Annotated in this window: 22 protein-coding genes; 11 read left to right on the top strand and 11 right to left on the bottom strand. The window is 63.3% G+C overall.

Annotated features, from left to right (window positions below; genetic code table 11):
• The first annotated feature begins 22 nt into the window (after positions 1–22).
• Together CH271_RS19230 and CH271_RS19225 are read left to right on the top strand one after the other, a co-directional pair.
• The gene (locus tag CH271_RS19230; protein WP_094634506.1) at positions 23–1186 is read left to right on the top strand and encodes an acyl-CoA dehydrogenase family protein; all 1164 of its coding nucleotides are present in this window, start codon (positions 23–25) and stop codon (positions 1184–1186) included.
• A complete protein-coding gene (locus CH271_RS19225) occupies positions 1183–3243 on the top strand; it encodes a 3-hydroxyacyl-CoA dehydrogenase NAD-binding domain-containing protein (protein WP_094634505.1) in 2061 nt (686 codons plus the stop codon). The genes CH271_RS19230 and CH271_RS19225 overlap by 4 nt, the downstream gene beginning before the upstream one ends.
• A 73-nt stretch (positions 3244–3316) precedes the next feature.
• On the opposite strand, the gene CH271_RS19220 is transcribed toward CH271_RS19225, so the two are convergent.
• The 6 genes from CH271_RS19220 to CH271_RS19195 form a co-directional block, all read right to left on the bottom strand.
• Entirely contained in the window at positions 3317–4096 is a 780-nt protein-coding gene (locus tag CH271_RS19220) for an IclR family transcriptional regulator domain-containing protein (RefSeq protein ID WP_094634504.1), read from the bottom strand.
• A 99-nt stretch (positions 4097–4195) separates the two neighbouring features.
• Positions 4196–5680: an FAD-dependent tricarballylate dehydrogenase TcuA gene (gene tcuA, locus CH271_RS19215; RefSeq protein WP_094634503.1), complete on the bottom strand. Its 1485-nt coding sequence runs from the start codon at positions 5678–5680 to the stop codon at positions 4196–4198.
• Between the two features lie 3 nt (positions 5681–5683).
• On the bottom strand, positions 5684–7213 hold the full coding sequence (locus CH271_RS19210) for a tripartite tricarboxylate transporter permease (protein ID WP_094634502.1): 1530 nt from the start codon (positions 7211–7213) through the stop codon (positions 5684–5686).
• Positions 7213–7830, bottom strand: coding sequence for a tripartite tricarboxylate transporter TctB family protein (locus tag CH271_RS19205; protein ID WP_094634501.1), 618 nt, complete (start codon positions 7828–7830; stop codon positions 7213–7215). The genes CH271_RS19210 and CH271_RS19205 overlap by 1 nt, the downstream gene beginning before the upstream one ends.
• Positions 7827–8807 carry a tripartite tricarboxylate transporter substrate binding protein gene (locus CH271_RS19200; protein WP_094634500.1) on the bottom strand — a complete coding sequence of 327 codons (981 nt, stop codon included), beginning with the start codon at positions 8805–8807 and terminating at the stop codon, positions 7827–7829. The genes CH271_RS19205 and CH271_RS19200 overlap by 4 nt, the downstream gene beginning before the upstream one ends.
• Positions 8804–9682, bottom strand: a complete 879-nt coding sequence (locus tag CH271_RS19195; protein ID WP_094634626.1) for an alpha/beta fold hydrolase — start codon at positions 9680–9682, stop codon at positions 8804–8806. Before CH271_RS19195 ends, CH271_RS19200 begins: the two co-directional genes overlap by 4 nt.
• 183 nt (positions 9683–9865) lie before the next feature.
• Between CH271_RS19195 and CH271_RS19190 the strand changes: the two genes are divergently transcribed.
• Genes CH271_RS19190 through CH271_RS19180 form a run of 3 tightly spaced genes read left to right on the top strand, consistent with a single transcriptional unit; the run spans position 9866 to position 12067 of the window.
• Positions 9866–10369 carry a carboxymuconolactone decarboxylase family protein gene (locus CH271_RS19190; protein ID WP_094634625.1) on the top strand — a complete coding sequence of 168 codons (504 nt, stop codon included), beginning with the start codon at positions 9866–9868 and terminating at the stop codon, positions 10367–10369.
• Positions 10366–11166, top strand: coding sequence for an SDR family NAD(P)-dependent oxidoreductase (locus tag CH271_RS19185; protein ID WP_094634499.1), 801 nt, complete (start codon positions 10366–10368; stop codon positions 11164–11166). Before CH271_RS19190 ends, CH271_RS19185 begins: the two co-directional genes overlap by 4 nt.
• Before the next feature lie 22 nt (positions 11167–11188).
• A complete protein-coding gene (locus CH271_RS19180) occupies positions 11189–12067 on the top strand; it encodes an amidohydrolase family protein (RefSeq protein WP_094634624.1) in 879 nt (292 codons plus the stop codon).
• A 73-nt stretch (positions 12068–12140) separates the two neighbouring features.
• Here the strand turns inward: CH271_RS19180 and CH271_RS19175 are convergent, their stop codons facing one another.
• A complete protein-coding gene (locus CH271_RS19175) occupies positions 12141–14303 on the bottom strand; it encodes an acetate--CoA ligase family protein (RefSeq protein WP_094634498.1) in 2163 nt (720 codons plus the stop codon).
• Between the two features lie 122 nt (positions 14304–14425).
• On the opposite strand from CH271_RS19175, the gene CH271_RS19170 reads away from it, so the two are divergent.
• Positions 14426–15361, top strand: coding sequence for an acyl-CoA thioesterase (locus tag CH271_RS19170; protein WP_094634497.1), 936 nt, complete (start codon positions 14426–14428; stop codon positions 15359–15361).
• 64 nt (positions 15362–15425) lie between these two features.
• Here the strand turns inward: CH271_RS19170 and CH271_RS19165 are convergent, their stop codons facing one another.
• A complete protein-coding gene (locus tag CH271_RS19165) occupies positions 15426–16169 on the bottom strand; it encodes an IclR family transcriptional regulator (RefSeq protein WP_094634496.1) in 744 nt (247 codons plus the stop codon).
• A gap of 47 nt (positions 16170–16216) precedes the next feature.
• On the opposite strand from CH271_RS19165, the gene CH271_RS19160 reads away from it, so the two are divergent.
• Genes CH271_RS19160 through dmpG form a run of 3 tightly spaced genes read left to right on the top strand, consistent with a single transcriptional unit; the run spans position 16217 to position 19039 of the window.
• Positions 16217–17008 carry a 2-keto-4-pentenoate hydratase gene (locus tag CH271_RS19160; protein ID WP_094634495.1) on the top strand — a complete coding sequence of 264 codons (792 nt, stop codon included), beginning with the start codon at positions 16217–16219 and terminating at the stop codon, positions 17006–17008.
• Between the two features lie 40 nt (positions 17009–17048).
• Positions 17049–17996: an acetaldehyde dehydrogenase (acetylating) gene (locus tag CH271_RS19155; RefSeq protein ID WP_094634494.1), complete on the top strand. Its 948-nt coding sequence runs from the start codon at positions 17049–17051 to the stop codon at positions 17994–17996.
• Positions 17993–19039 carry a 4-hydroxy-2-oxovalerate aldolase gene (dmpG, locus tag CH271_RS19150; RefSeq protein ID WP_094634493.1) on the top strand — a complete coding sequence of 349 codons (1047 nt, stop codon included), beginning with the start codon at positions 17993–17995 and terminating at the stop codon, positions 19037–19039. Before CH271_RS19155 ends, dmpG begins: the two co-directional genes overlap by 4 nt.
• Before the next feature lie 118 nt (positions 19040–19157).
• On the opposite strand, the gene CH271_RS19145 is transcribed toward dmpG, so the two are convergent.
• Positions 19158–19436, bottom strand: coding sequence for a hypothetical protein (locus CH271_RS19145; RefSeq protein ID WP_094634492.1), 279 nt, complete (start codon positions 19434–19436; stop codon positions 19158–19160).
• Between CH271_RS19145 and CH271_RS19140 the strand changes: the two genes are divergently transcribed.
• Together CH271_RS19140 and CH271_RS29335 are read left to right on the top strand one after the other, a co-directional pair.
• The gene (locus CH271_RS19140; RefSeq protein ID WP_256986458.1) at positions 19422–19991 is read left to right on the top strand and encodes a TAXI family TRAP transporter solute-binding subunit; all 570 of its coding nucleotides are present in this window, start codon (positions 19422–19424) and stop codon (positions 19989–19991) included. The two genes, CH271_RS19145 and CH271_RS19140, sit on opposite strands and share 15 nt — an antisense overlap.
• Entirely contained in the window at positions 19988–20206 is a 219-nt protein-coding gene (locus tag CH271_RS29335) for a hypothetical protein (RefSeq protein WP_256986457.1), read from the top strand. Before CH271_RS19140 ends, CH271_RS29335 begins: the two co-directional genes overlap by 4 nt.
• A 5-nt stretch (positions 20207–20211) precedes the next feature.
• Here the strand turns inward: CH271_RS29335 and CH271_RS19135 are convergent, their stop codons facing one another.
• Positions 20212–20985 (bottom strand): hypothetical protein, encoded by a 774-nt coding sequence (locus CH271_RS19135; protein ID WP_143546072.1) that lies wholly within the window; start codon positions 20983–20985, stop codon positions 20212–20214.
• A 29-nt stretch (positions 20986–21014) separates the two neighbouring features.
• Positions 21015–22085 carry a lipocalin-like domain-containing protein gene (locus tag CH271_RS19130; RefSeq protein WP_256986456.1) on the bottom strand — a complete coding sequence of 357 codons (1071 nt, stop codon included), beginning with the start codon at positions 22083–22085 and terminating at the stop codon, positions 21015–21017.
• Positions 22086–22096: the final 11 nt, after the last annotated feature.

Genomic DNA, 22096 nt, shown 5'->3' with positions numbered 1-22096 from the left:
GAATATCGAGAGAAGGACAATCATGACCGCAGTGATGACCGACCGTGATGCACTGGTGGATTCGGTTCGCGCCTTCGCGAAACGGCACCTTGCCGAAGGAGCCCTCGAACGAGCGCATGACCCCGCCTACTCGTGGGACATCGCTCGCCTGTTGGGCGCGCAAGATCTTCTGGGCCTGACCATCGCCGAGAAGGACGGGGGCCAGGGAGCATCCTTGGCCGACGCGGTAGCCGTCATCCAGGAAGTTGCTCGCTCGTGCCCCAAGAGTGCAGACATTCTGCAGGCCGGTAACTTCGGCGCAATCCGTACCTTCGCCGAGTTCGGTACCGAGGAGCAGAAACACAAGTACCTACCGGACCTGTTGTCGGGCAACGCTCTGATCAGCCTCGGTATGAGCGAGCCGGGGGCAGGTTCGGCCGCAACCGAGCTGGAGACCTCGGTGACCGAGGATGGTGACGGGTACCGGCTCAACGGCACCAAGATCTGGGGCACGCACAGCGTCGACGCCACGTTGTTCCTGATCTACGTCCGCTTCGGCCCTGGCACGCGCAACATCGGCTCCGTTCTCGTCGAGCGCGGTGCCGAAGGGCTCTCGTTCGGGAAGCCGTCGAACTACATGAGCGGCGAGCAGTGGTGCCAGCTCTACTTCGACAACGTGTGGGTCCCGCGCGAGAACATCCTGCTCGGACCGGGTGGGTTCAAGAAACAGATGAGTGGGTTCAACGTCGAGCGCATCGGAAACGCCTCGCGCGCATTGGCTCTGGGACGCCTGGCTTTCGACACCGCTCGTGCGCATGTGAGCGAGCGGACACAGTTCGGCCGTACCCTCAACGAATTTCAGGGCCTACAGTGGAAGTTCGCCGAGGTAGCGGTTGCCCTCGACGGTGCCGAGCTGCTGCTCGAGCGCGCCGTCCGTAATGCCGCGGCCGGCCTGCCGTCCGCGTACGAGACCTCGGTTGCCAAGCTCGCCGCCAACGAAGCAGGTTTCCTCGCCGCCAACGAAGCAATGCAGGCCATGGGTGCCCTCGGCTACAGCTCCGAGTCCCTGGTCGAATACTGCATGCGTCGTACCCGTGGCTGGATGATCGCGGGCGGATCCATCGAGATGTTGAAGAACCGCATCGCCGAGGAAGTGTTCGACCGGAAGTTCAGCCAGCGCGCACCGAGGCAGGAAGACGCCCGATGACCTCGACACCAGTCGCGGTGCGAGGCGTCGTTTCCTACGAGGTCGAGGACAGGGTTGCGGTTCTGACGATCGACAATCCTCCGGTCAATGCGAGTAGCGCAGCAGTTCGGCAAGGGTTGTTGGACGGACTCGGTGCCGCGAATGCAGACAGTGCGGTCAGTTCGATCGTTCTCGTCGGAGCGGGCAAACACTTCGTGTCCGGTTCGGATCTGCGAGAGTTCGACGGACCGGTCCCGGAGCCGACGTTGCCTACTGTCATCGCGGCAATCGAGGCGTCGGCCAAACCCGTTGTTGCGGCGATCTCCGGCTCGACGCTGGGCGGTGGCTTCGAGTTGGCCCTCGGCTGTGACTATCGAATCGCAGCACCCGGCACTGTCGTGGGATTGCCGGAGATCGGCCTCGGAATGATCCCCGGTGCCGGCGGCACTCAGCGACCATTACGCATCATCGGACCCTCCAGAACTCTCGAACTGATCACCTCCGGCAAGCCGATGCCGGTGCGATGGGCAGCTGACAACGGTCTCGTCGACAGCCTTGCCGACGGTGATCTGCGCTCTGGCGCAGTCTCTTTCGCTCGGACCTGCTCGGGGAAGCGTGTTCTGATGGACCTTCCGATCGTGTCGGTCGATGCACCCGGTGAACTCGAACAGACCGCACACACTGTGCTGACTAGGGGGCGCGGACGACCGCAGTACGCGGCAGCGGTGACTGCGATTCTGAACGGCGTCGCGCTGACGGCCTCGGCTGCGCTCGCTTTCGAGAGAGCCGAATTCACGAGACTGCGCAACGGGCCCGAGGCAGCGGCGCTACGTCATCTGTTCTTCGCAAGACGTGAAACGACGAAGGCAAACAAGCCGACGTCACCGCGAGAAGTCGATTCGGTGGGTGTCGTCGGCGCAGGAACGATGGGAGCCGGCATCGCCCGCGCCTTCGTCGAGGCTGGGAAGTCCGTGGTCCTGGTGGACAGGGATCCAGACATGGCGGTGCGGGCAATCGAGAAGTTGCGTTCGACGTACGAGCGGTCGGTAGCGCAGGGGCGGCTGAGCACTCACGATGTCGACGAGCGCATGATGCTCCTGAGCCCCGGTCGTTCGGTCGACTCCTTGGACGAATGCGACCTTGTCATAGAGGCTGTCTTCGAGGACATGGCGGTCAAGAAGGAACTGCTGCAACGGCTTCAGCATGTGGTCCGTCCGCACGTCACCCTGGCTACCAATACGTCCTATCTGGATGTCGACGAACTTGCGACGACGGTCGATCGTCCCGGTCGGGTAGTGGGTATGCACTTCTTCAGTCCCGCCCATCGCGCGGCGGTTCTCGAAGTGGTGCGAGGGCGCGAGACGTCACGTGAAGCATTGGACCGAGCGTTGACTGCGGCGACCGTGCTGAAGAAGTTGCCGATCGTTGCCGGCGTGTGCGACGGATTCATCGGGAACCGGATCTACAACGCGTACCGTCGCCAATGCGAGCTCATGCTCGAAGAGGGTGCCTACCCGGAGCAGGTCGACCGCGCGCTGGTCCAGTTCGGTTTCGCGATGGGACCGTTCGCTGTCTCGGACATGTCCGGACTCGACATCGCCTGGCGAATGCGGCGGGCGAAGAGTGCCGATCGCAATCCCGCCGAACGCTATCCGGATGTCGCAGACACTCTGTGCGAACAGGGCCGATTCGGCCAGAAGACCGGCGCGGGTTGGTATCGCTACGTCGACGGTTCTCGAACCCCGATCTCCGACCCCGACGTCCACGAGCTGATCGATCGATCCTCGTCGAGCAAGGGAATCGAACGCAGCGCGTTCACCGACGACGCGATCGTCGACCGTGTTCTGCTGTCCATGGCGAACGAGGCATCGTTGTTGTTGGCCGAAGGCATTGCCGACCGTCCCGGCGACATCGACCTGATGCTGACACTCGCGTACGGATTTCCCTCGCACGTCGGCGGCCTGGGGCCGTGGGTATCGAACCAAGATCCTGCCGAGCTCTCGCATCGGCTCGAGCGTCTGGCCTCGGTGGTCGGACCAGGGTTCACCATCGGTGACCCGTCGGTTCTGCGTACTTAGCCGAGCGATGCACGATCTCAGCCACCTCGATCTCGGTCGAGGTGGCTGTTGTCGTACAGACTATCGGCCGGCCTCACCCGTGCTCGACGAAACGTCCATTGGCCGAGATTGTTTCGGCAGTGCGCAGGATTTGGGGCACCACGTCGTCCCGGAGGGTCTCGACGGACATCCGCGCGGAGTTCGCAGACACGTTCAGGGCCATGATCGTTCGGCCTTGGCGGTTCTTGATCGGAACTGCGGCAGACCTGACGCCTTCCTCGCGTTCGCCGTCGATGATGGCGTAGCCCTGCTCACGCACACGGGCGAGTTCGCTGCGTAGAGCGGCAGGGTCGGTGATCGTCGTCGGGGTGAGCCGGACCAGTTCTGTTCTGTCGAGGTAGGCGTCGAGTTCCGCCGTCGTCAGCCCGGCCAGCAATGCCCGACCCAACGAGGTCGGGTAAGCAGGAAGACGTGCGCCGACGGTCAAGGTGATGGTCATCGACCGCGCAGCAGGCACACGCGCTACATACACGATGTCGGGTGAATCGAGCACCGCCAGAGAGACCGATTCGCGCACGCTGTCTGCCAGATCTCGCAGGTAAGGCAGGGCGTGGTCCCACACGGGGGTGGACGAGAGGTAAGCGTAACCGAGCCGCATCATCTGCGGAGTGAGCGCGAACTTCTTACCGTCCGGCTGAGAGGCGAACCCCAGCCTGCACAACGTCAGCAGCAGACGCCGAACGGTAGGTCTGGTAAGCCCCGTGAGTGCAGCTGCCTCCGAAATCGTCAGCGTGGGGTTCGCCGCACTGAACGCTTCGATCACCTGGAACGCCTTACTGACCGATTCGATGTAGTCGGGATCGTCTCTCGGCATTCCTCTGTGCGCTCCTGTCGATCTGATGGTCGTGAACGACCCTCACTGTCGCCCATCGTAGTCGGCACTGGGCTGCCGTCCGGTCAGCCGAGTACCGTTTCAGGCGATGTTGCCCGCCCGGCGGCCGAAGACGGCACCCGCAGCGAGCCCGGAACCGCCGGGGTAGTTTCCGCTGAACAGCCCACCGAGCATCTCTCCGCATACCAGCAGACCAGCGATGGTCGAACCGTCGTCTCGACGTACGCGGCCGTGGGTGTCGGCCGCCAGACCACCGAAGGTGAAGGTGATTCCGCAGGTGACGGGGTATGCGTAGAACGGTGAGGTTTCGATCGGTGCGGCCCAGTTGCTTTTCGGCGGCTGCACTCGTGCGGCGCGTCCGTCCTTCACTGTGGGATCGAACGTGATCGTTCGATCGATCGAGGAGTTGAATTCGTCGATGGTCGCCTCCAGCCCATCGGCGTCGATCCCGAGAATGCGGGCCAGCCCGCCGACGGAGTCGGCCACCGATTCCGAGACTCCCGGCATGTCGTACTCCTCGGTTCTCAACATCGGTCGCAGCGCACCGTCGAAGATCTGGTACGCGATGAAGTCGGGTTGAGCGAGAATCTCCTTTCCGTACTTCGCGTAGGTGTAGTTGCGGAAATCGGCTCCTTCGTCGAGGAATCTTTCCCCTCGATTGTTGACGACGATTCCGAGAGGATAGGACTGCCGAGTCAACCGGTTGGTCAGTTCGCGGTTGCTTTCGTTGTTCTCCGCCAACGCATCCCATGCCGTGCTGTGGCAGGTGGTCCAGTCTCCACCCTTACCGGCACCGATGGAGAGGGCGGCCGCGAGAACCTCGCCGGTATTGAGTGGTGTGCCTCGTACCTTGGCGTGGGACCACCCTGCCCCCAGATGCTGTTCGCGCATCTCGGCGTCGGCCTCGAAACCGCCTGCGGCCAGCACAGTAGACTCGGCCGACACCGTTCCGGCGCTGCCGTCGGAGCTACGAAAGCGCACTCCGGTGACGCGGTCGTCGTCGTAGATCAGGTCGGTGACGGAGTGGCCGTACCGGATATCGACGCCCTCGGCCAGTGCGACGCGTGTGTGATCGGCAATCAGTCCCTGACCACCACCGGTGTTGCCGATGTGCAGCCCGCCCCAGAACTGATACGTCCCATCGGGAAGCTGGTAGGCCTGACGCTCGTACATCAGGCGATAGCGCAGGCCGCGCTGATGCAACCACCGCACGCAATCCAAACTCTCGTGGACGAGGACGTCGGTCAAGTCCGGATCATTGCGCCCAGCTGTGACTTCGGCCAGATCCGCCGCATACTCGTCCGCTGAATACGGGGGCACTTCGGTGATGGTATGCCGCTCGTCCTGATCGATCAGATCGGCGATATCGGTCAACCCGCCGTGTGCGATACGGGTGGCACCGGCCGTGTAAAAGCTGTTGCCGCCCGACTCGCTCTCGTGTCCCTTCTCGAGCAAGATCACGCGCCGTCCTCGCGCTGCGGCTGCATGGGCGGCGGTGAATCCTGCGTTGCCGCCGCCGACTACGACTACATCGGTCGTATGGTGCTGTGCGTTGTTGTGCGTCATCGACTATGTCCTGTCCGAGGTTTCGAGCTGACGGTTCGAGGCTCGATGACGCAAGTGCTGTACTGCGCTGACGGTGAGCGCGGCCGCGAGCACCAGGTAGAGGGTGATGGTGATCGGACTGCCGACCAGGATTCCTAGGCTGCCTTCCGATACCGCGAGAGCGCGGCGTAGTTCGACTTCTGCCAAGGGACCCAGAATGACGGCGATGAGGACCGGGGCAAGTGGAATGTTGTAGCGGCGCATCATGAATCCGACGAGTCCGATGGCGACGAGGAGCCACAGATCGATGCTGGACGAACTGATGGCGTAGACACCGAGCACGCAGAAGACGCTGATGCTGGCGTAGAGGTAGTGGCGTGGAATGGACAGCAATTTGGCCCATACCGGAGCGAACGGAAGGTTGATCGTCAGCAGGATCACCAGACCGATGAACAGAGACGCCAACAAGGTCCAGACCAAGTCACCGCTGCGCTCGAACAACAGTGGCCCCGGCTGCATCCCGTACTGCTGGAATGCAGCCAGCATGATCGCCGCGGTTGCCGAGGTCGGCAGCCCCAGAGCGAGCAGCGCGCCCATTGCCGTACCGGCCGTGGAGTTGGCGGCGGCCTCGGGTGCAGCCAGGCCCCGAATGGAACCGCTGGTGCCGAAGGTGTCGTCGCCGTTCTTCTTGGCCAAGTACTTCTCGGTGCCGTACGCCATGAAGGTCGGCACTTCGGATCCACCGGCCGGGATGAGCCCGAACGGCGCTCCGAAGGTCGTGCCTCGCAGGAATGCGGGAAGGGCCCGGCGGAAGTCGGCCAGATTCAGACGCGTTTTTCCGCCGGCTTTCACCGCAGTGACTACCGGGTCTCGGTGGATGCGTGAGGCGACGAAGAGCACCTCACCCAGTGCGAGCAGGCCGACTGCGATCACGACGATGGAGATGCCGTCGAACAGTTCTGGCATGCCGAGCGCATAGCGCGCGGTACCACTCGGTCCGTCGACTCCTACCAACGCCAGTGCCAGTCCGATACCGAGGGCCGCCAGACCGCGCACGACGGATTCCGACACCACGGCCGAGATGGCCAGAAAGGCGAAGACGGCGAGCGCGAAGTACTCGGCGGGGCCGAAGACGGTGGCGAGTCGAACGAGGGTAGGGGCGAAGAACACGACCAACGTCGTTGCGATGATGCCGCCGATGAATGCTCCGACGGCCGCAGTTGCCAGTGCCTTGGCGGCTTGACCGCTCTTGGCCATCCGGTGACCTTCGAAGGTCGACGCGATCGCCGACGAGTTGCCGGGGGTATTGAGCAGTATTCCGGAGGTCGAGTCGCCGAAGAGACCGCCGAAATAGATGCCGGCGAACATGATGAATGCAGCGGTGGGCTCGAGGGAGAACGTCACCGGCAGTAGCAATGCCACGGCCATCGAAGAACCGAGACCGGGCAGCACTCCGACGGCGGTGCCGAGAATCGCGCCGATGAGAACCCACAACAGATTCATCGGGGTGAGGGCGGCTGCGAAGCCGTCCATCAACAGTGGGAGTTGATCCATCAGAACAGCCCTCCTACGAAACCGGACGGCAACGGCAGTCCGAGACCTGCATTGAACGCCAACTGGATGAACGACGACATCAGCAAGGCCAGACCGATGTCCAACAGCGGCCTTCTGCTTCCGAGCGCACGTGCCACGACCCAGAACAGCGCAGCGGCGCAGAGTATCCAGCCCAGAATCTCGAGCAGAAGTACGAACCCCACCAGGGCACCCACGACTTGCCCGACGGTCTTCCAGTCCGAATGCGTCGCCCAGGTCGGTGCTGCAGGACGGGGGAGTGGATCGCTGTTGTCGGAGAGGTCTCCGAGGTCGCGCAGCATGTCGGGGGAGAAGTCGCCGTGTCCGGGATGCGCTGCGGTGTCCGCAACCTTGGGATGGCGAATGATGTTGATCGCCAATGCCGTTGCGCTCCCGAAGAGCAGGATGCAGACGATGATGGGGAAGAACTGGGGGCCGGGAACCGACGAGCCCATGACCTTCATCGTGACAGTGCCGACAGTGAGAAACACTGCGATGGCGTACAGCAGTGCGACGACAGCGAGCTCGCTACGCCCGGTCCAGAACGAGTGGGGGCGCGGATTTTCAGCGCGCCGTGTCGGTAGAGAGTCTGTGCTCATTGTCCGAGTTCCTCGATGATGTCCTTGGCTCGCGCCACTTCGAGTTCGATGAAGTCCTCGAACTCGGTTCCGGTAGAGAAGGTGTCGGTCCAGTTGTTGCGATCCATCGTGGCTTTCCACTCCGGTGTCTCACGCATTTCTCCGATGATGTCCACGAACTCGTTCTTGGCGGCCTCCGAGATTCCTGGTGCTGCAACGAATCCGAGCCAGTTCGACATCGCGACGTCGGTTCCTTGCTCTCTGAAAGTAGGAATGTCCACCTCGTCCACCCGCTGCGGTGCGGAGATGGCGAGAGCCCTCAGTGAGCCGGCGGCTATCTGGTCGCTCACCTCGTTGTATCCTGAGATCCCAGCTGTTGTGACGTGAGAAAGCAATGCGGACAAGGCTTCTCCGCCGCCGGAGTATGCGATGTAGTTGACGGCGGCGGGGTCGATTCCGTTGGCTTGGGCCAGGAGTCCACTGAGTAGATGGTCGATCGATCCGAGCGATCCGCCACTGATCGAGGTGCCGCCCGGATCCGCGCGCCAATCGGCCAGGAATTGGTCGAGGGTGAGGTAGGGCGAATCGCCGGGAACCACCAGGACCGCGTAGTAATCGGCCATTCGTGCGATAGGCACGACGTCGTCGAACGACTCCGGATTGTCGGCCATTTCGATGGCGCCGACCAGGACTCCGCCGGTGGCCATCAACGCGTCCTCACGGCCGGGGGTCTGGACGAACTGGCTCAGCCCGATCGTGCCGCCCGCGCCCGGGATGTTGATGACCTGCGGGTTGTTGACGATGCCCTGAGCGCGCATGGCGCGCTGACTTTCACGAGCGAACCCGTCCCAGTTGCCTCCGGGCGCGGCCGGCGCGATCAACGTGAGTTTTCCCCGGGCGGTGGCGGCCGCACCGGACGAACTGGCGTTGACGAATGCGGTCACGGTGACGATCACGACCGCGAGGACGAACAGCGCGGTGGTCAGCGGCCGCTTCACTGCGTGCGGCTTTCCGACTCGAGAACGGAATGCGCGAACGATGCGATCGCCTCGGCGAACGCCTCGGGCTGCTCGGGTGCAAGAGCGTGTGCAGCGTCGGCGATGACGGACTCCGTGACCCGCTCGCCCAACATGGGCTTGAAGATGTTCGGGATGACGACCGCATCGTGTTCGGCTTGCAGGTCGAGTATCGGAACCGTTCCACCTGCGAAGTATTCGTCGATCGGCGTGATGTTGCGCGCGTGGCTCTGAGCGTGATGTGTGCTGGTCGACCACCCGGTCATCCACGAACTCGGATCATGGCCGGGCGCAAAGAATGCCTGGCGCAGGCACTCCATGCGTACCTCATCGGGCAGGTCCAGATTGCCGGCCCCGTCGATGGCGTCCCGAAGCCTCGAGTACGGTTTTTCGTTCGATCCCGGAGGCATCTTTCCGGCCGAGGCCGCAGCCATGACGAGGCCGCTGACGAGATCGGGCCGGTCCATTGCCAGCATTCTGGCAGGCTGGCTGCCCCACGCGTGGCCGACGACGACTGTGCCGGTGCACTGTTCGTGATCGAGGACCGCGGCGACGTCGGCGGCGAAGTGGTGCAGGTTCAGACCGTCCATCGGGCCTGTGCTCACGCCGATGCCGCGGGGGTCGGGGCGGATCACACGGAAACCGCGCGCTGCCAGTAGTGGGGCAACGTCGTCGTAGTCCGCCGATCCGCGCGCCAGGGACGGGAGAATCACGATAGTCGGACCGTCGCCCTCGCGGACGTAACCGATCCGGACATCACCGTGACCGGCCACGCAATGTTCGCGGGCGGTATGTGTGTTGGCATCGCTGGCAGTGGTGTGCACGACGGTCCGTTCTGTCGAGAGTCTGAGAGTCATCTGTGGTCCGAGTAGCCGCAGGATTGCTTCTTGTGTCCTACTGACGTACAACGGTACGTAGGTGGTACAGTATTCGTGTTCCACATCACTGTCAACAATCGGTGTTGTGCACACCACAATGAGAGGATCGGACCATTGGCAAGAGTGCATCCCGCCGCTAGCACCGGCGAAGTCGCAGATCGAGTGAAGGCCCGGAGAGGCGGTCACCTGACACCGCTCGACGAGGCCTTGCTGCACAGCGAACCGTTCGCCGACGGGTGGAACAAGTTGCTCGGCGCCGTCAGGTCCAGCATGGCGTTGCCCGGTGTGCTCCGAGAGCTCGCGATCTGCCGCATCGCCGCGCTGAACGGTGCCGACTACGAGTGGCGCGCGCACGCCCCGCTCGCATGCGCCGAGGGGCTGACGGACGAGCAGGTTGCCGCCCTGAGACTCGACGCCGACGTTGCGCCGCTGAACGACGATCATCTGCTCGTCCTCGCCTACACGGATGCGATGACGCGCTCGGTCACTGTGTCCGACGAGCTCAGCGCAGCCGTCCACGATCGATTGGGCACCCAACAACTGGTCGAGCTGACCGGCACCATCGCGGCGTACAACATGGTGTCGCGTTTTCTCGTAGCACTACATGTCGGCCACACCGCGCCGGCCGACACCCTCGAATCAACGGAAAGTGAAGTGACGGTATGACGGGTCGATTGGCAGGCAAGGTCGCTCTGGTGACAGGGGCCGGAAGCGTCGGACCCGGATGGGGAAACGGGCGCGCATCCGCGGTGCGTTTCGCGCAGGAAGGGGCGACGGTATTCGCGGTGGATCTCAACCGCGAGGCACTGGAGGAGACGGTCGCGCGCTTCGACGGGCCGGAAGGCTCGATCATCCCCCTGCAGTGCGACGTCACCGATACCGCTGCCGTCGAGACCGTCGTGTCCACGTGTGTGGAACAAGCGGGCAGGATCGATGTCCTGGTCAACAACGTCGGTGGGTCGCGCGCCGGCGGCCCGGTCGAGATGACCGAAGAAGAGTGGAACAAGCAGCTCGAATTCAATCTCACGACAACATTTCTCACGTGCAAGCACGTCCTGCCGCACATGAAGGAGGCCGGCACGGGTGCCATCGTCAACACCGCGTCGACATCCGGTATCCGCTGGACCGGAGCTGCACAGGCGGCGTATGCCGCGTCGAAGGCCGGAGTGATCGCATTCACCCGGTCCGTCGCGGTACAGCACGCGCCGTTGGGCATTCGTGCCAACACGGTGATTCCAGGACAGCTGCACACGCCGATGGTCGAGGTTCGCCTCGCCGGGCAACGCTCCGGCGGTGACGTGGACAAGCTTCTCGAACAACGGCTCTCACGGATTCCGATCGGTTTCATGGGCGATGGCCGAGACACCGCGAATGTTGCATTGTTCCTCGCTTCCGACGAGGCGCGGTTCATCACCGGTACCGAGATCATCGTCGACGGCGGCATGTCCGCTCGCTGTGACTGACCCTGCAACGAAGGAGAACGACATGGTTCCACGATCGGAGCCCACGATCGAAGGTCCGCTCGCGTTCCCCAGCGCGCCGGTATTTCGGTTGCCACCGAATGCGTGCGACAGTCATTGCCACGTGTTCGGCCCCGCAGCGCAATTTCCCTTCGCGCGCGACCGGACGTTCACACCACCGGACGTCCCGTTGAGCAGTCTCCGAAGGCTGCACGATGCGCTCGGTTTCGAGCGTGCGGTCATCGTGCAGTCGGCGTCGCACGGGCGCGATCACGCAGTTCTCGTCGATGCCCTGCGTACAGGTCATGGCCGGTATCGAGGCGTCGCGCTGATCGGCCTCGACACCCCCGATCGGGAGCTCGCACAGCTGCACGACGAAGGCGTGAGAGGGGTACGTCTGCAGTTCATGTCGCACCTGGGTCCGCCACCGAGCGACGATGAAATTCTGCAGTACGCGCACAAGATCGCCCCGTACGGTTGGCACCTGGAGATTCACGTGTCCGGAACAGGGGCTGCAGACAGGTACGAGGTCATTTCCTCGCTCCCCGGACGGGTGGTCATCGATCACCTGGGGCGGGTCGACCTGGCTCAGGGACTCGACAGCGCTCCGGTTCGGGCGATCGAGCGGTTGCTCGACGCAGGCAACGTGTGGCTCAAGCTGAGCAGTACCTACCGCGTCAGCACCCAGGGCGCACCGTACGACGATGCGAACGAACTCGCTGCACGGTATGCGGCGCACAACCCGGATCGTGTCGTGTGGGGTACGGACTTTCCGCACCCCAACCTGCACGCGGCCATGCCCGACGACGGAGTACTGGTGGACGGTATCCCCGCGATCGTTCCGAGTACGGCCGGGCAACAGAAGCTGTTGGTCGACAACCCCTCGGAGCTCTTCGACTTCTGATCCGTGCTCGACGACGACGCCGGCCCCGAACCGTAAGTGGTTCGGGGCCGTAGTCTTTCGATCGATGTGACGATCAGTGACCTGCCGCAGCGGCAGACCGTACCGTCAACGACTCGCTTCGGTCGGAGCTCGATACTCGACGCACCAGCGCGTCGAGTGCGACGACGCCTGCACCAGCGGGACGGATGGAGACCGGGTTGATCTCGGCCTCCAGTACGTCTGTGTGGGACACGGCGAGCTCGGAGACCGCAACGATGGTGGCTGCGAGAGCATCCAGATCGCCTTCCGGAAGTCCCCGGTAGCCGGTGACCACCGACAGCCCCCTGACCTCACCGATCATCTCGTGAGCGGTCTTCGTATCGACCGGTGCCAGTCGAACCGAGGAGTCAGCGAAAATTTCGGCCAGCACGCCTCCGGTGGACAGTACGACCAACGGTCCGACATCGGCGCTGACGCGGTATCCGACCAACGCGTCGGCCAAGCCGCGAGGTGCCATCTGCTGCACGAGAACACGGTCGACGACAACATCGGGCTGGTGCTCGCCGACACTGGTGACGATGGATCGAGCGGCGTCGCGCACACCCTGGTCGTCGACCAGGTTCAGCACGACCCCGCCGACATCGCTCTTGTGAGGGACTTTGTCCGACAACACCTTCACGACGGCCGGGTAAGCGAAGGGCAGGTTCAGATCGCCCTCGAGCGAGTCGACGTCCAGTGCGACTGCGGGACAGAATTCGACGCCCAGAGAACCGAGCAGTTCGCCCGATGCTTTCTCGTCCAGTACCGCGGTGGGTGCCGACGCATCGACGGCGAATCGAGCTCCGTTGCCGATGGACGCCGGAACGCGACCGTACGTAGCTGCGATGACGTCGGCGCACGACTCCGGTGTACGGAAAGCAGGGACGCCGGAGGTGTTCAGAAGTGCTGCGGCGTCGGGTGCTTCGGGCAGCGCGAAGGCAACGATGGGCACCGCGTGATTTCCCCGCTCGGAGATGGCTTGCACCGCGAGTTCCGGATTCAGCCGCGCCGAGGAGCCGATGACGAACACGATGAGATCGAACTCGCCACTCTCCTGCATCGCGTCCAGAGCGTTGGTGACAATGTCGTGGCGCGCGCCGGCCAAGCCGAGATCGGCAATCAGGCTGTGCGGGATGGTGGCTCCGCGCTCCGCCATCGTGGCGACCAGCTCCTCGCTGGGTCCTGCGATGGTGAGGCCACGTAACGCGAGCTGGTCGACCATGATCGCGGCACCGCCGCCGGTGGTCGTCACGACACCCACGCGCGGGGAGACGGGCGTGGGGGAGACGGGGACGCGGCGCAACAGGCCGGGCGCTTCGACGAGGGACTCGAAGTTGTACACCCGAGCGAAGCCGCAAGACCGGAAGAATGCCTCGGACTCGCTGTCCTCGCCGGCCAGTGCTCCGGTATGCGAAACCGAGAGTGCCGCAGCCTCATCCGATCGACCGAGCTTGTAGACCGCGACCGGCTTGCCCGCGGCAGCGGCGGCCTGGGCGAACGACGCGAGGTCCTCCGAATTGCGCAGCGATTCCATGAAAAGGGCGAAGGAGGTGACGCCGGGATCGGCAACCATCGACTCGCACAGGGCTCCGAGGGACAGGTCTGCTTCACCACCGGTGGAGACGAGTCCGGCGAATCCGATTCCGCGACCGCGAGCGCGGCTGACGAGAGATCCGATGACGCTGCCCGACTGCGACGCGACGAAGATTCCGCCGGCGGGGATGTTCGGCTCGCCGAATGCTGCGTTACCCGTGAGCATCACTCCGGTGCGCGGATTGACCACTCCCAAACTGCTGGGACCGATAACTCGCACGTCGCCCTTGGCAGCGGCAGCGCGCAGCCGGTCCTCGCGTTCGACGCCCTCCGGGCCTTCCTCGGCGAAGCCGGAAGAGAGAACGGTGGCGGCGGTGACTCCGAGTCGAGCGCACTCTTCGACGGCAGAGATCGCCGCTTCCGCGCCGGTCATGATGTACACGTGCTCGGGTACCTCGGGCAGGGCGGACAGGCTGGGCCACGCCTTCTCGCCCTGAACCGTCTCGCGGGTCGGGTTGATGAAGTATGCATGGCCTGCGTAGCCTGCCTGCGCCAGAAATTGCTGCGGGCGGGCGGTGGTCTTTTTCGGGTCATTGGACGCCCCCACGATCGCAATCGACTTCGGGTCGATCAGTCTCTGGGCGAACGACCGAGTGCCGTCGGGATCGTTGCGATGTTCGTTCATGGGCTCAACTCCTGGGAGCAATGGGCGATCGTGACTGCGGATGAGTGCCGGGCGTGGTGTACGCCACTCGGCGTCGCCGGCATGACCTAGGTTACACACTCTATAGAGTACTGTCTATCGACATGAATAGTAGTTCGCCCTCCTTCGTGTCCGAAGAGTCCGGTGACGACACATCCGTCGAGGGTGTGGTCAACTCGGAACAGCTGGCTCAACGGCTCGCAGTCGAATCGCGCGGTTCGGTCGACGCGCCCTTCGGCTTCGCCGGGCGAACCGTGCGCGGGTTCGCTCAGCGCACCTTCGGTGGGCACCTTGTCGCCCAGGCAGTGCTCGCGAGTGCTGCAACGGTGAGTGACGATGCGAGGGTCGTCAACTCGCTGCACGCGTACTTTCTCAGTTCGGGTAGTCATGAACACCCGTTGCGGTACGACGTCGATCCAGTCAGAGACGGTGGGTCTTTCTCGATCCGAGAGACGACAGTGCGTCAGAACGGACGTGATCTTGCAAAGGTCTCGACATCGTTCTGCTTACCGGAAGCGCTCGGCGGCACCGCCGATGAGCGCATGCCGATCGCGCCCACGGTGCCGGCGCCCGACGGGTTGGAACCGCTACACCGTCGCCGCCAACTCGGTCTCCCTCCCGATGGCATCAAACTCGCGGCTCGAAAGAATTGGGAGACCGCCTCGCGACCGGTCGACATCAGATACATCGACGGTGCCGAATCGCGGTGCTTCTGGTTCCGCACAGCCGGCGTCGACAGTGTTCACCAGAACGTGCATCGTTCGATTCTCGCCTTTGCCAGTGACCGGTCACTGCTGCCTGTGATCGCACATGCGCGTGGAGACATCGGTACCGCGCACCTCATGCGGACGGCAAGTATCGATCATGCGATGTGGTTTCATGCCGACGTTCGCTCCGGCGACTGGTATCTGTACGTCCAGGAGTCACCGTTTCGAACTCGGCGCTCGGGTTTGGCTCGAGGATCGATATTCGATCGGACGGGCCGAATCGTCGCCACTGTCACGCAACAAGGGCTGATCATCGGGGACCGCAGCGTGTGAGACAGGGCGAAGTGGCCGTTGTCGATCGCTACACGTGCAAGACCGGTTCGGCGTGTGCCCTTGCTCAGGATCCCGGTCGAGCCAGGACCCGGCCGAGGCCGAGGGCAGTAGTGCGCAGGGCAGGGGCCAAGAGTTCAGGCTGGAAGTCTCGGGTCGGAACGGATACCGAGATCGCCGCAACGGCCTTGCCGTCGACGACGATCGGCGAGGCGACACAGCATCCGCCGTCGGCTGCTTCCTCGCGTTCGATCGCTATTCCGGTTCTGCGTATCTCGAGCAACTGACGTTCCAATATGTCTGCGTCGACGACGGATCTGGTCGTATAACGGCGTAACGGCCGCGTCAGAACAGACTGCCGGACGTCAGCGTCCTCGAAAGCCAGAAGGGCTTTGCCGACTCCGGTGCAGGTGAGAGGGAGGCGTCCACCGATTTGCGACGGAAGCGGCATCGGCGAGTGGCCCTGCAGCTTGTCGACGTACACGATGTCGTGATCGTCGCGTACGCCCAAATGCACGGTGCGTCCAGTGACGGTGTGCAAATCATGCATGAAAGGTATTGCAGCGGAACGGAGTCGATGCTTTATGGGGACTCGCTCTCCGAGCTCGAACAGTCGCATGCCGAGCTCGAACTCGTTCCCGGCCCGCTGGACCCAATTGATCGAAACCATATCGACCAGCATTCGGTGCGCGGTCGACCGTGGAAGTCCGGTACGGGTGACCACGTGAGCGAGTCCCAAGGCCTCGCCGGGAGGGAACGCGTCGAGAATCAAGGCAAAGCGCTCGAGCAGCGACATGTCATCCCGTTTCATGGGATGGATCCTATCCGCAAACCGCAGTCGGACTTAGTCTCACTCCCATGACAACTGTGGAACCGCATGTTCTCGAGGAGGCCGCCGATCGGTTGGGTGTGGCTGCTCGGACGGCGACACCGTGCGCACCGATCCGCGACCTCATCGGTCGTGACGATATCGACGCCGCGTATCGCATTCAATCGCGCAATGTCGATGCTCTCGTCGCGTCAGGACGGACGGTGATCGGCCGCAAGATCGGTCTGACATCGCCTGCCGTGCAGGCGCAACTCGGCGTCGACCAGCCGGACTTCGGAGTACTGCTCGACGACTTCGATGTCTCCGGTGGCGAGGCAGTGGAGTTCAGCCGACTACTCCAACCGCGAATCGAAGCTGAGATTGCCTTCGTGCTGTCCAGGGACATCACCGAGGCGATCACGCCCGCGGAAGCTCCCGGTTACGTCGAGGCGGTGTTCGCATCGTTCGAGATCGTAGACAGCAGGATCGCCGGATGGGACATCAGTCTCGCCGACACCGTCGCAGACAATGCATCGTCGGGTCTCTACGTGCTCGGCGACTCGGTTCGGCGCGACGATGCTCCGAACCTCGCCGAGGTGACGATGACGATGACGGCAGACGGGCAGCAGGTGTCCAGCGGCAAAGGTTCGGATTGTCTGGGAAGCCCCTGGGCCGCGCTGGTGTGGCTGGCCAACACCAGTCTGCGGTACGAATCTCCGCTACGCGCAGGTGAGGTCGTCTTGTCCGGTGCGCTGGGTCCGATGGTGCCCGTAACGCCAGGAGCCACCTATACCGCGACGATCTCCGGAATCGGCCAGGTCGCAACCACTTTCACACACTGATATCTCTCCCGTCGACAGCTGTAATCGGAAGCAGGACAAAATGAGTCGAGTCAAGGCCGCAGTAATCGGGTCGGGCAACATCGGAACCGACCTGGTCATCAAATTGAAGAGGGTGGCGCAGAACGTCGAGATCGCCGTTCTGGTCGGTATCGACCCGGCCTCCGACGGCTTGGCGCGGGCCCGCCGGATGGGTATCAGCACGGTCGATTCCGGTGTTCACGGTTTGATCGATCATCCCGACTTCGCCGACATCGACATCATCTTCGATTCGACCTCGGCCAAGGCGCATGTAGCGAACGCCGAAGCGCTCGAGCCCTACGGAAAGCGATTGATCGATCTGACGCCCGCTGCCATCGGTCCGTACGTCGTGCCCGCGGTCAACCTGGACGAGCACCTGGACGCGTCGGACGTGAACATGGTGACCTGCGGCGGACAGGCGACCATTCCGATCGTCGCTGCCATCTCTCGGATCACCCCCGTGCACTACGCCGAGATCGTAGCCTCCATCGCGTCCAGGTCAGCTGGTCCCGGCACCAGGGCAAACATCGACGAGTTCACCGAAACCACCTCGGAGGCAATAGAAAAGGTCGGTGGCGCAGAGCGTGGCAAGGCCATCATCGTGCTGAACCCCGCCGAACCTCCACTGATCATGCGGGATACGGTGCTGGCGTTGGTCTCGAACCCTGATCAAGACAAGATCCGCGCGTCGGTGCTCGACATGGTAGCGAAGGTATCCGCGTATGTGCCCGGATACCGGCTCAAACAAGACGTTCAGTTCACGCGCCTCGACGACGAAGAGTCCGTTGCCACCCTCACCGGAGGCGTCGACAAGGGGCCAGGACTGTGGAAGGTATCGGTGTTCCTCGAAGTCGAAGGTGCCGCACACTATTTGCCCGCCTACGCCGGCAACCTCGACATCATGACGTCCGCTGCACTACAGGTCGCGGAGAAGATCGCTGAGAACAAGGCCTTGGAGGCAGCACGATGACCGACACCACGACTCGACCGAACGCCGCAGATGGTGCCGCCCTGTACATCCAGGACGTCACCTTGCGCGACGGTATGCATGCAATGCGACATCGCATCAGCCCGGACATGGTGGCCCGCGTGGCGAGTGCGCTCGACAGCGCAGGCGTCGACGCCATCGAGGTGACCCACGGAGACGGCCTCGCCGGGCACAGCCTCACCTACGGGCCGGGCAGCAATTCCGACTGGGAGTGGATCGAAGCAGCAGCACAAGTGGTGCACCGCGCCAAACTCACCACCTTGTTGCTACCCGGTGTGGGGACTGTCAAGGAACTCGAACGTGCTTTCGCGCTTGGTGTCACATCGGTTCGTGTCGCGACGCATTGCACCGAGGCCGACGTCTCAGCACAGCACATAGCCAAGGCTCGGGAACTGGGCATGGACGTGTCGGGGTTTCTGATGATGTCCCATCTTGCGGAACCGGCGCAGCTCGCCGAGCAAGCAAAGATGATGGAGTCCTATGGAGCGCACTGTGTTTACGTCACCGATTCCGGTGGTCGGCTGACCATGAACGGGGTCCGTGATCGTGTTCGAGCGTACCGTGACGTTCTGAATGCAGAGACTCAGATCGGTATTCACGCGCATCAGAATTTGTCGCTGTCCGTTGCAAATTCGGTTGTCGCAGTCGAGGAAGGCGTCACTCGCGTCGATGCATCTCTTGCCGGTCACGGTGCCGGAGCAGGTAATTGCCCGATCGAGCCGTTCGTCGCGGTGGCAGACCTCAACGGTTGGAAGCACAACTGCGATCTGTTCGCGCTGCAGGACGCGGCGGACGATATCGTCAGGCCGTTGCAGGACAGGCCTGTACAGGTCGACCGAGAAACGCTCACTCTCGGTTATGCGGGGGTTTATTCGAGCTTCCTCCGCCATGCCGAGACTGCAGCCAAGCAATACGGCCTCGACACCCGGGCGATCTTGCTTGCGGTCGGCGAGCGCGGATTGGTCGGCGGTCAGGAGGATCTGATCACCGACATCGCCTTGGATCTCGTGGCCGCGCGCGCATGACCTCGATGGACTGATGACAATTCGGTGACTTCGTGCCACTTCTATCGAGAAGAAGCATGAGAGGTGCTGCGCAGCAACCGATGACAAAGGTGTTCGTGGCACTGCTCACCGACTCGGTTCACACGAATGTGGCTGCGTACGCCACCAACACCACGAACATGGCCGCGCCGCCCAGGGCTGCGCCGATCGTTGCCACGCGGACATTGGTTGCCATGCCGTTCGCGTCCCGGACCACGCCGACCCACCCACACGCCACAGCGGCGACACCTGTTGGGACAGAGACAAAGTCGCCGATGAAGGGTACGAACGCGCACACCAGGGCGGTGATCCCCAGGATGAGCGCGGCACTGCCGGCGCCGTTGCGAAACAGCGGCCGTATGGTGTGTTCCTCGGCCATGCCGCCTCCCTCTGTGCGGTCTTCATAGCGCAGATCGTTCCGCTCACGTCGGCCCGCTCCGTCGACAACCTCGAGGCGTTGGGTTATCGGCAGGCCGAGCTGGCCCTGACACTCATGGACGCCGCCTACAGCCATCCGAGCGGAGATCTGGCGGCGGTCGGGTGCGTCTACGAGAACTACGTCCAAGTGGCCGTGCGAGCAGACTCGGCCATCGAGTCCATGGACGATCTGCGCGGCCGAAACGTCAGCACCGGTGCCCCGGGATCCGGTGCCACCGAAGTCTCGCAGCGAGTCCTCCGCGCAGCGGGTGTGTCGGAAGCCGGAGCTGTCGAACAGGTTCAGCTGTCGATGAGCTCCGCGGCAGATGCTCTGTCGCGCAATGAGGTCGACGCCGTGATGTGGGCGGGCGGGTTGCCGACTCCGGCATTTGCCCGGCCTCGAGCCGCGATTCGCCTACTCGATCTGGGCACCGTCGTCGCCGATCTCAGACGCGAATTCGGCACCGCGTACGAGGCCGTGCTGGTACCAACGTGTACGGCGAACATCCGAAGGTGACCACCGTCGGCATTCCGAATCTTCTCCTGGCACATCCGGACGTGCCGAACGGCGTTGTCGCTGCACTGGTGAGTGTGCTTCTCGATCAGTCGTCCGGGCTGGTACCCGGTCAGGCGATCGGCAGCCAATTTCTCGACGCGCGGTCGCTGGTCATGACCGGCAGCAGCCCCCACCACCCCGGAGCCGAACAGAAATATCGCCGACGACACGGGTGAGCCGTCTAGTGCGAACTCGACTCCACTCGCGCCTCGAAATCGAACCTGTTGATCGCGCCCAACCCCGTTGCCTCCTCGGTTCCCATCAGTGCGGCCATCTTCGAACCCGCGTCGGCCGATACTCGACCGACTCCGGCCTGTGCCGTCGGATTGTGCACCGACAGCCGCAGAACCTTTGTGCCGCTGTCTGTTTCGTTCCAGATGCTGACCTGGTCCAGCGGCGACGGCAACTGTGGCAGTGGTGCCTGATCGACGACACGGACAGATCCCCCCTCGGAGATCCCGCCGGCAGCATCGGCGGTAGCGCCGACTTCCGGCAGATACGCGATGTCGAAACCGGCTCCGTGCATCAGGTCGTAGATCTTGCGGTTGTCGGTCACCTGTTCGACGGCATAGAAGTGGTATCCCGAGGTGGCGTCGTGGCGGTCGACCGACAGCACGCGCTCGCCGAAAGCGAACGGTCCGTCGAAGGGGACCCCGTCGATCGTGCCGCTCTGGCATGTCTCGACACCCATGAGCAACGATGAATTGTCGGGTAGTCCGGGACCGCCGGGTAGTCCGAAGAAGCTCGACGAGGTGTACCCATCGGGCAGTGCGGCGTCGGCATTGGCCGGCGGCACCGAGACGATGGCCGACACTTCGACACAGTCTCGGGCGTAGAACCCGCCGATGTCGGTCGGCTCTGCCGCGCCTGCGGTGGGGGCCACCCCCAGGCCCGTGAGGAGGGCAAGCCCGGTGGCCAACGACAGTCGGCGGTAGCGGATCGAACTATTTTGCACAGCAGTGCCTTTCCGGGAAAGTGATGGGATCAGTTCAAGGCGACGAGCTCATGCAAGGTTCTGCCCGTGCGAACATCGGTGACACCGTCTCGGACCACTGTGAGCTCGAATGTGGAATCGAATCGGAAGTAGCCCGGATGGCCGACGAGTCGGTACAACAATGGCCTGAAAACCTTGTGACCGGCAATCGGCACGTCGTCCAGTAGGTCGTGGGCGTGCACCACGGTCTCTACGGTGAGTACCAGTTTCACCACGCCTGGGATCTCGACCTTCAGCCATTCCGGGTACTTGCGATTGGCAATCGCGTTGTACACCATCGGCCCTTCGGAGACCTCCGCCTCACCGGAGCTGAGAATGACCTCGCCCTTGTAGGCCAGCATCATCGGCCGGCTTTCGTGCGCGTCGAGGCGTTCCTGAGTCTTCACCAGCGCGTAGAGCAACGAGTAGTCGTCGTCGTACAGGCGGCCCCAGTGCCAGCGATCGATGACGCTCTTCATATCGCCTGCACCCCAGTTGTGGTCGGCGTATCCCCTGCCGGACACAGTTTTCGTCGTTGCTCCGATCGTGATCGACCCCTCGACACGTGCACGTGGAGCAGCGACGACCCAGCCGAACACGTCGGTTCCGCCGAACAAGGTTTCGCCTTCGCCGGGCATCCAGCTGGGTAGCTCGTTGTGGAACCGCAGATCGAACGTGACGTCCTCTTCGGAGAGGGACAGATGATGAATGGGCAGACTGTCCAAAGGGAACTCGGCCCAGGCGTGGTTGGGACCGACCCGAACGTCGCACTGGGAGATCGACGCCGAGGACTCCTTCTTCGAGTACCGCTTGAAGATCTGGCGGCGGGTTCCATCGGGTGCGTAGATCAGGATTTCCACGCTCGGCTTGGCCACCATCGCCGGTTCCTCCGGCCGGCGCAGGTTGAGAAAGCCGATGATGGTGTGTCCGTCGTCGAGATGGGCATCGAAGTACCAATGCTCGAAGCCAGTTCGGCTGCCCGGCACGGGGTGCGCACCGTTGTGCCTGGGCAGAACAGTGGTCAGGGCGGCGTCGGTCCTGCCGGGCCCGTTCCAGGTCTCGACGATTTCGGGGGATGTCATGTGTAACTCTC

This window comes from Rhodococcus sp. 05-340-2, assembly GCF_002258915.1.
GTDB lineage: Bacteria > Actinomycetota > Actinomycetes > Mycobacteriales > Mycobacteriaceae > Rhodococcoides.
This window is presented reverse-complemented; position numbering and strand designations above follow the sequence as displayed.

Excerpts from the sequence above, each read along its gene's own strand:
- CH271_RS19230 (WP_094634506.1), top strand. The coding sequence starts at position 23 with ATGACCGCAGTGATGACCGACCGTGATGCACTGGTGGATTCGGTTCGC.
- CH271_RS19225 (WP_094634505.1), top strand. The coding sequence starts at position 1,183 with ATGACCTCGACACCAGTCGCGGTGCGAGGCGTCGTTTCCTACGAGGTC.
- CH271_RS19220 (WP_094634504.1), bottom strand. The coding sequence starts at position 4,096 with ATGCCGAGAGACGATCCCGACTACATCGAATCGGTCAGTAAGGCGTTC.
- tcuA (WP_094634503.1), bottom strand. The coding sequence starts at position 5,680 with ATGACGCACAACAACGCACAGCACCATACGACCGATGTAGTCGTAGTC.
- CH271_RS19210 (WP_094634502.1), bottom strand. The coding sequence starts at position 7,213 with ATGGATCAACTCCCACTGTTGATGGACGGCTTCGCAGCCGCCCTCACC.
- CH271_RS19205 (WP_094634501.1), bottom strand. The coding sequence starts at position 7,830 with ATGAGCACAGACTCTCTACCGACACGGCGCGCTGAAAATCCGCGCCCC.
- CH271_RS19195 (WP_094634626.1), bottom strand. The coding sequence starts at position 9,682 with ATGACTCTCAGACTCTCGACAGAACGGACCGTCGTGCACACCACTGCC.
- CH271_RS19185 (WP_094634499.1), top strand. The coding sequence starts at position 10,366 with ATGACGGGTCGATTGGCAGGCAAGGTCGCTCTGGTGACAGGGGCCGGA.
- CH271_RS19180 (WP_094634624.1), top strand. The coding sequence starts at position 11,189 with ATGGTTCCACGATCGGAGCCCACGATCGAAGGTCCGCTCGCGTTCCCC.
- CH271_RS19175 (WP_094634498.1), bottom strand. The coding sequence starts at position 14,303 with ATGAACGAACATCGCAACGATCCCGACGGCACTCGGTCGTTCGCCCAG.
- CH271_RS19170 (WP_094634497.1), top strand. The coding sequence starts at position 14,426 with ATGAATAGTAGTTCGCCCTCCTTCGTGTCCGAAGAGTCCGGTGACGAC.
- CH271_RS19165 (WP_094634496.1), bottom strand. The coding sequence starts at position 16,169 with ATGAAACGGGATGACATGTCGCTGCTCGAGCGCTTTGCCTTGATTCTC.
- CH271_RS19160 (WP_094634495.1), top strand. The coding sequence starts at position 16,217 with ATGACAACTGTGGAACCGCATGTTCTCGAGGAGGCCGCCGATCGGTTG.
- CH271_RS19155 (WP_094634494.1), top strand. The coding sequence starts at position 17,049 with ATGAGTCGAGTCAAGGCCGCAGTAATCGGGTCGGGCAACATCGGAACC.
- dmpG (WP_094634493.1), top strand. The coding sequence starts at position 17,993 with ATGACCGACACCACGACTCGACCGAACGCCGCAGATGGTGCCGCCCTG.
- CH271_RS19145 (WP_094634492.1), bottom strand. The coding sequence starts at position 19,436 with ATGGCCGAGGAACACACCATACGGCCGCTGTTTCGCAACGGCGCCGGC.
- CH271_RS19130 (WP_256986456.1), bottom strand. The coding sequence starts at position 22,085 with ATGACATCCCCCGAAATCGTCGAGACCTGGAACGGGCCCGGCAGGACC.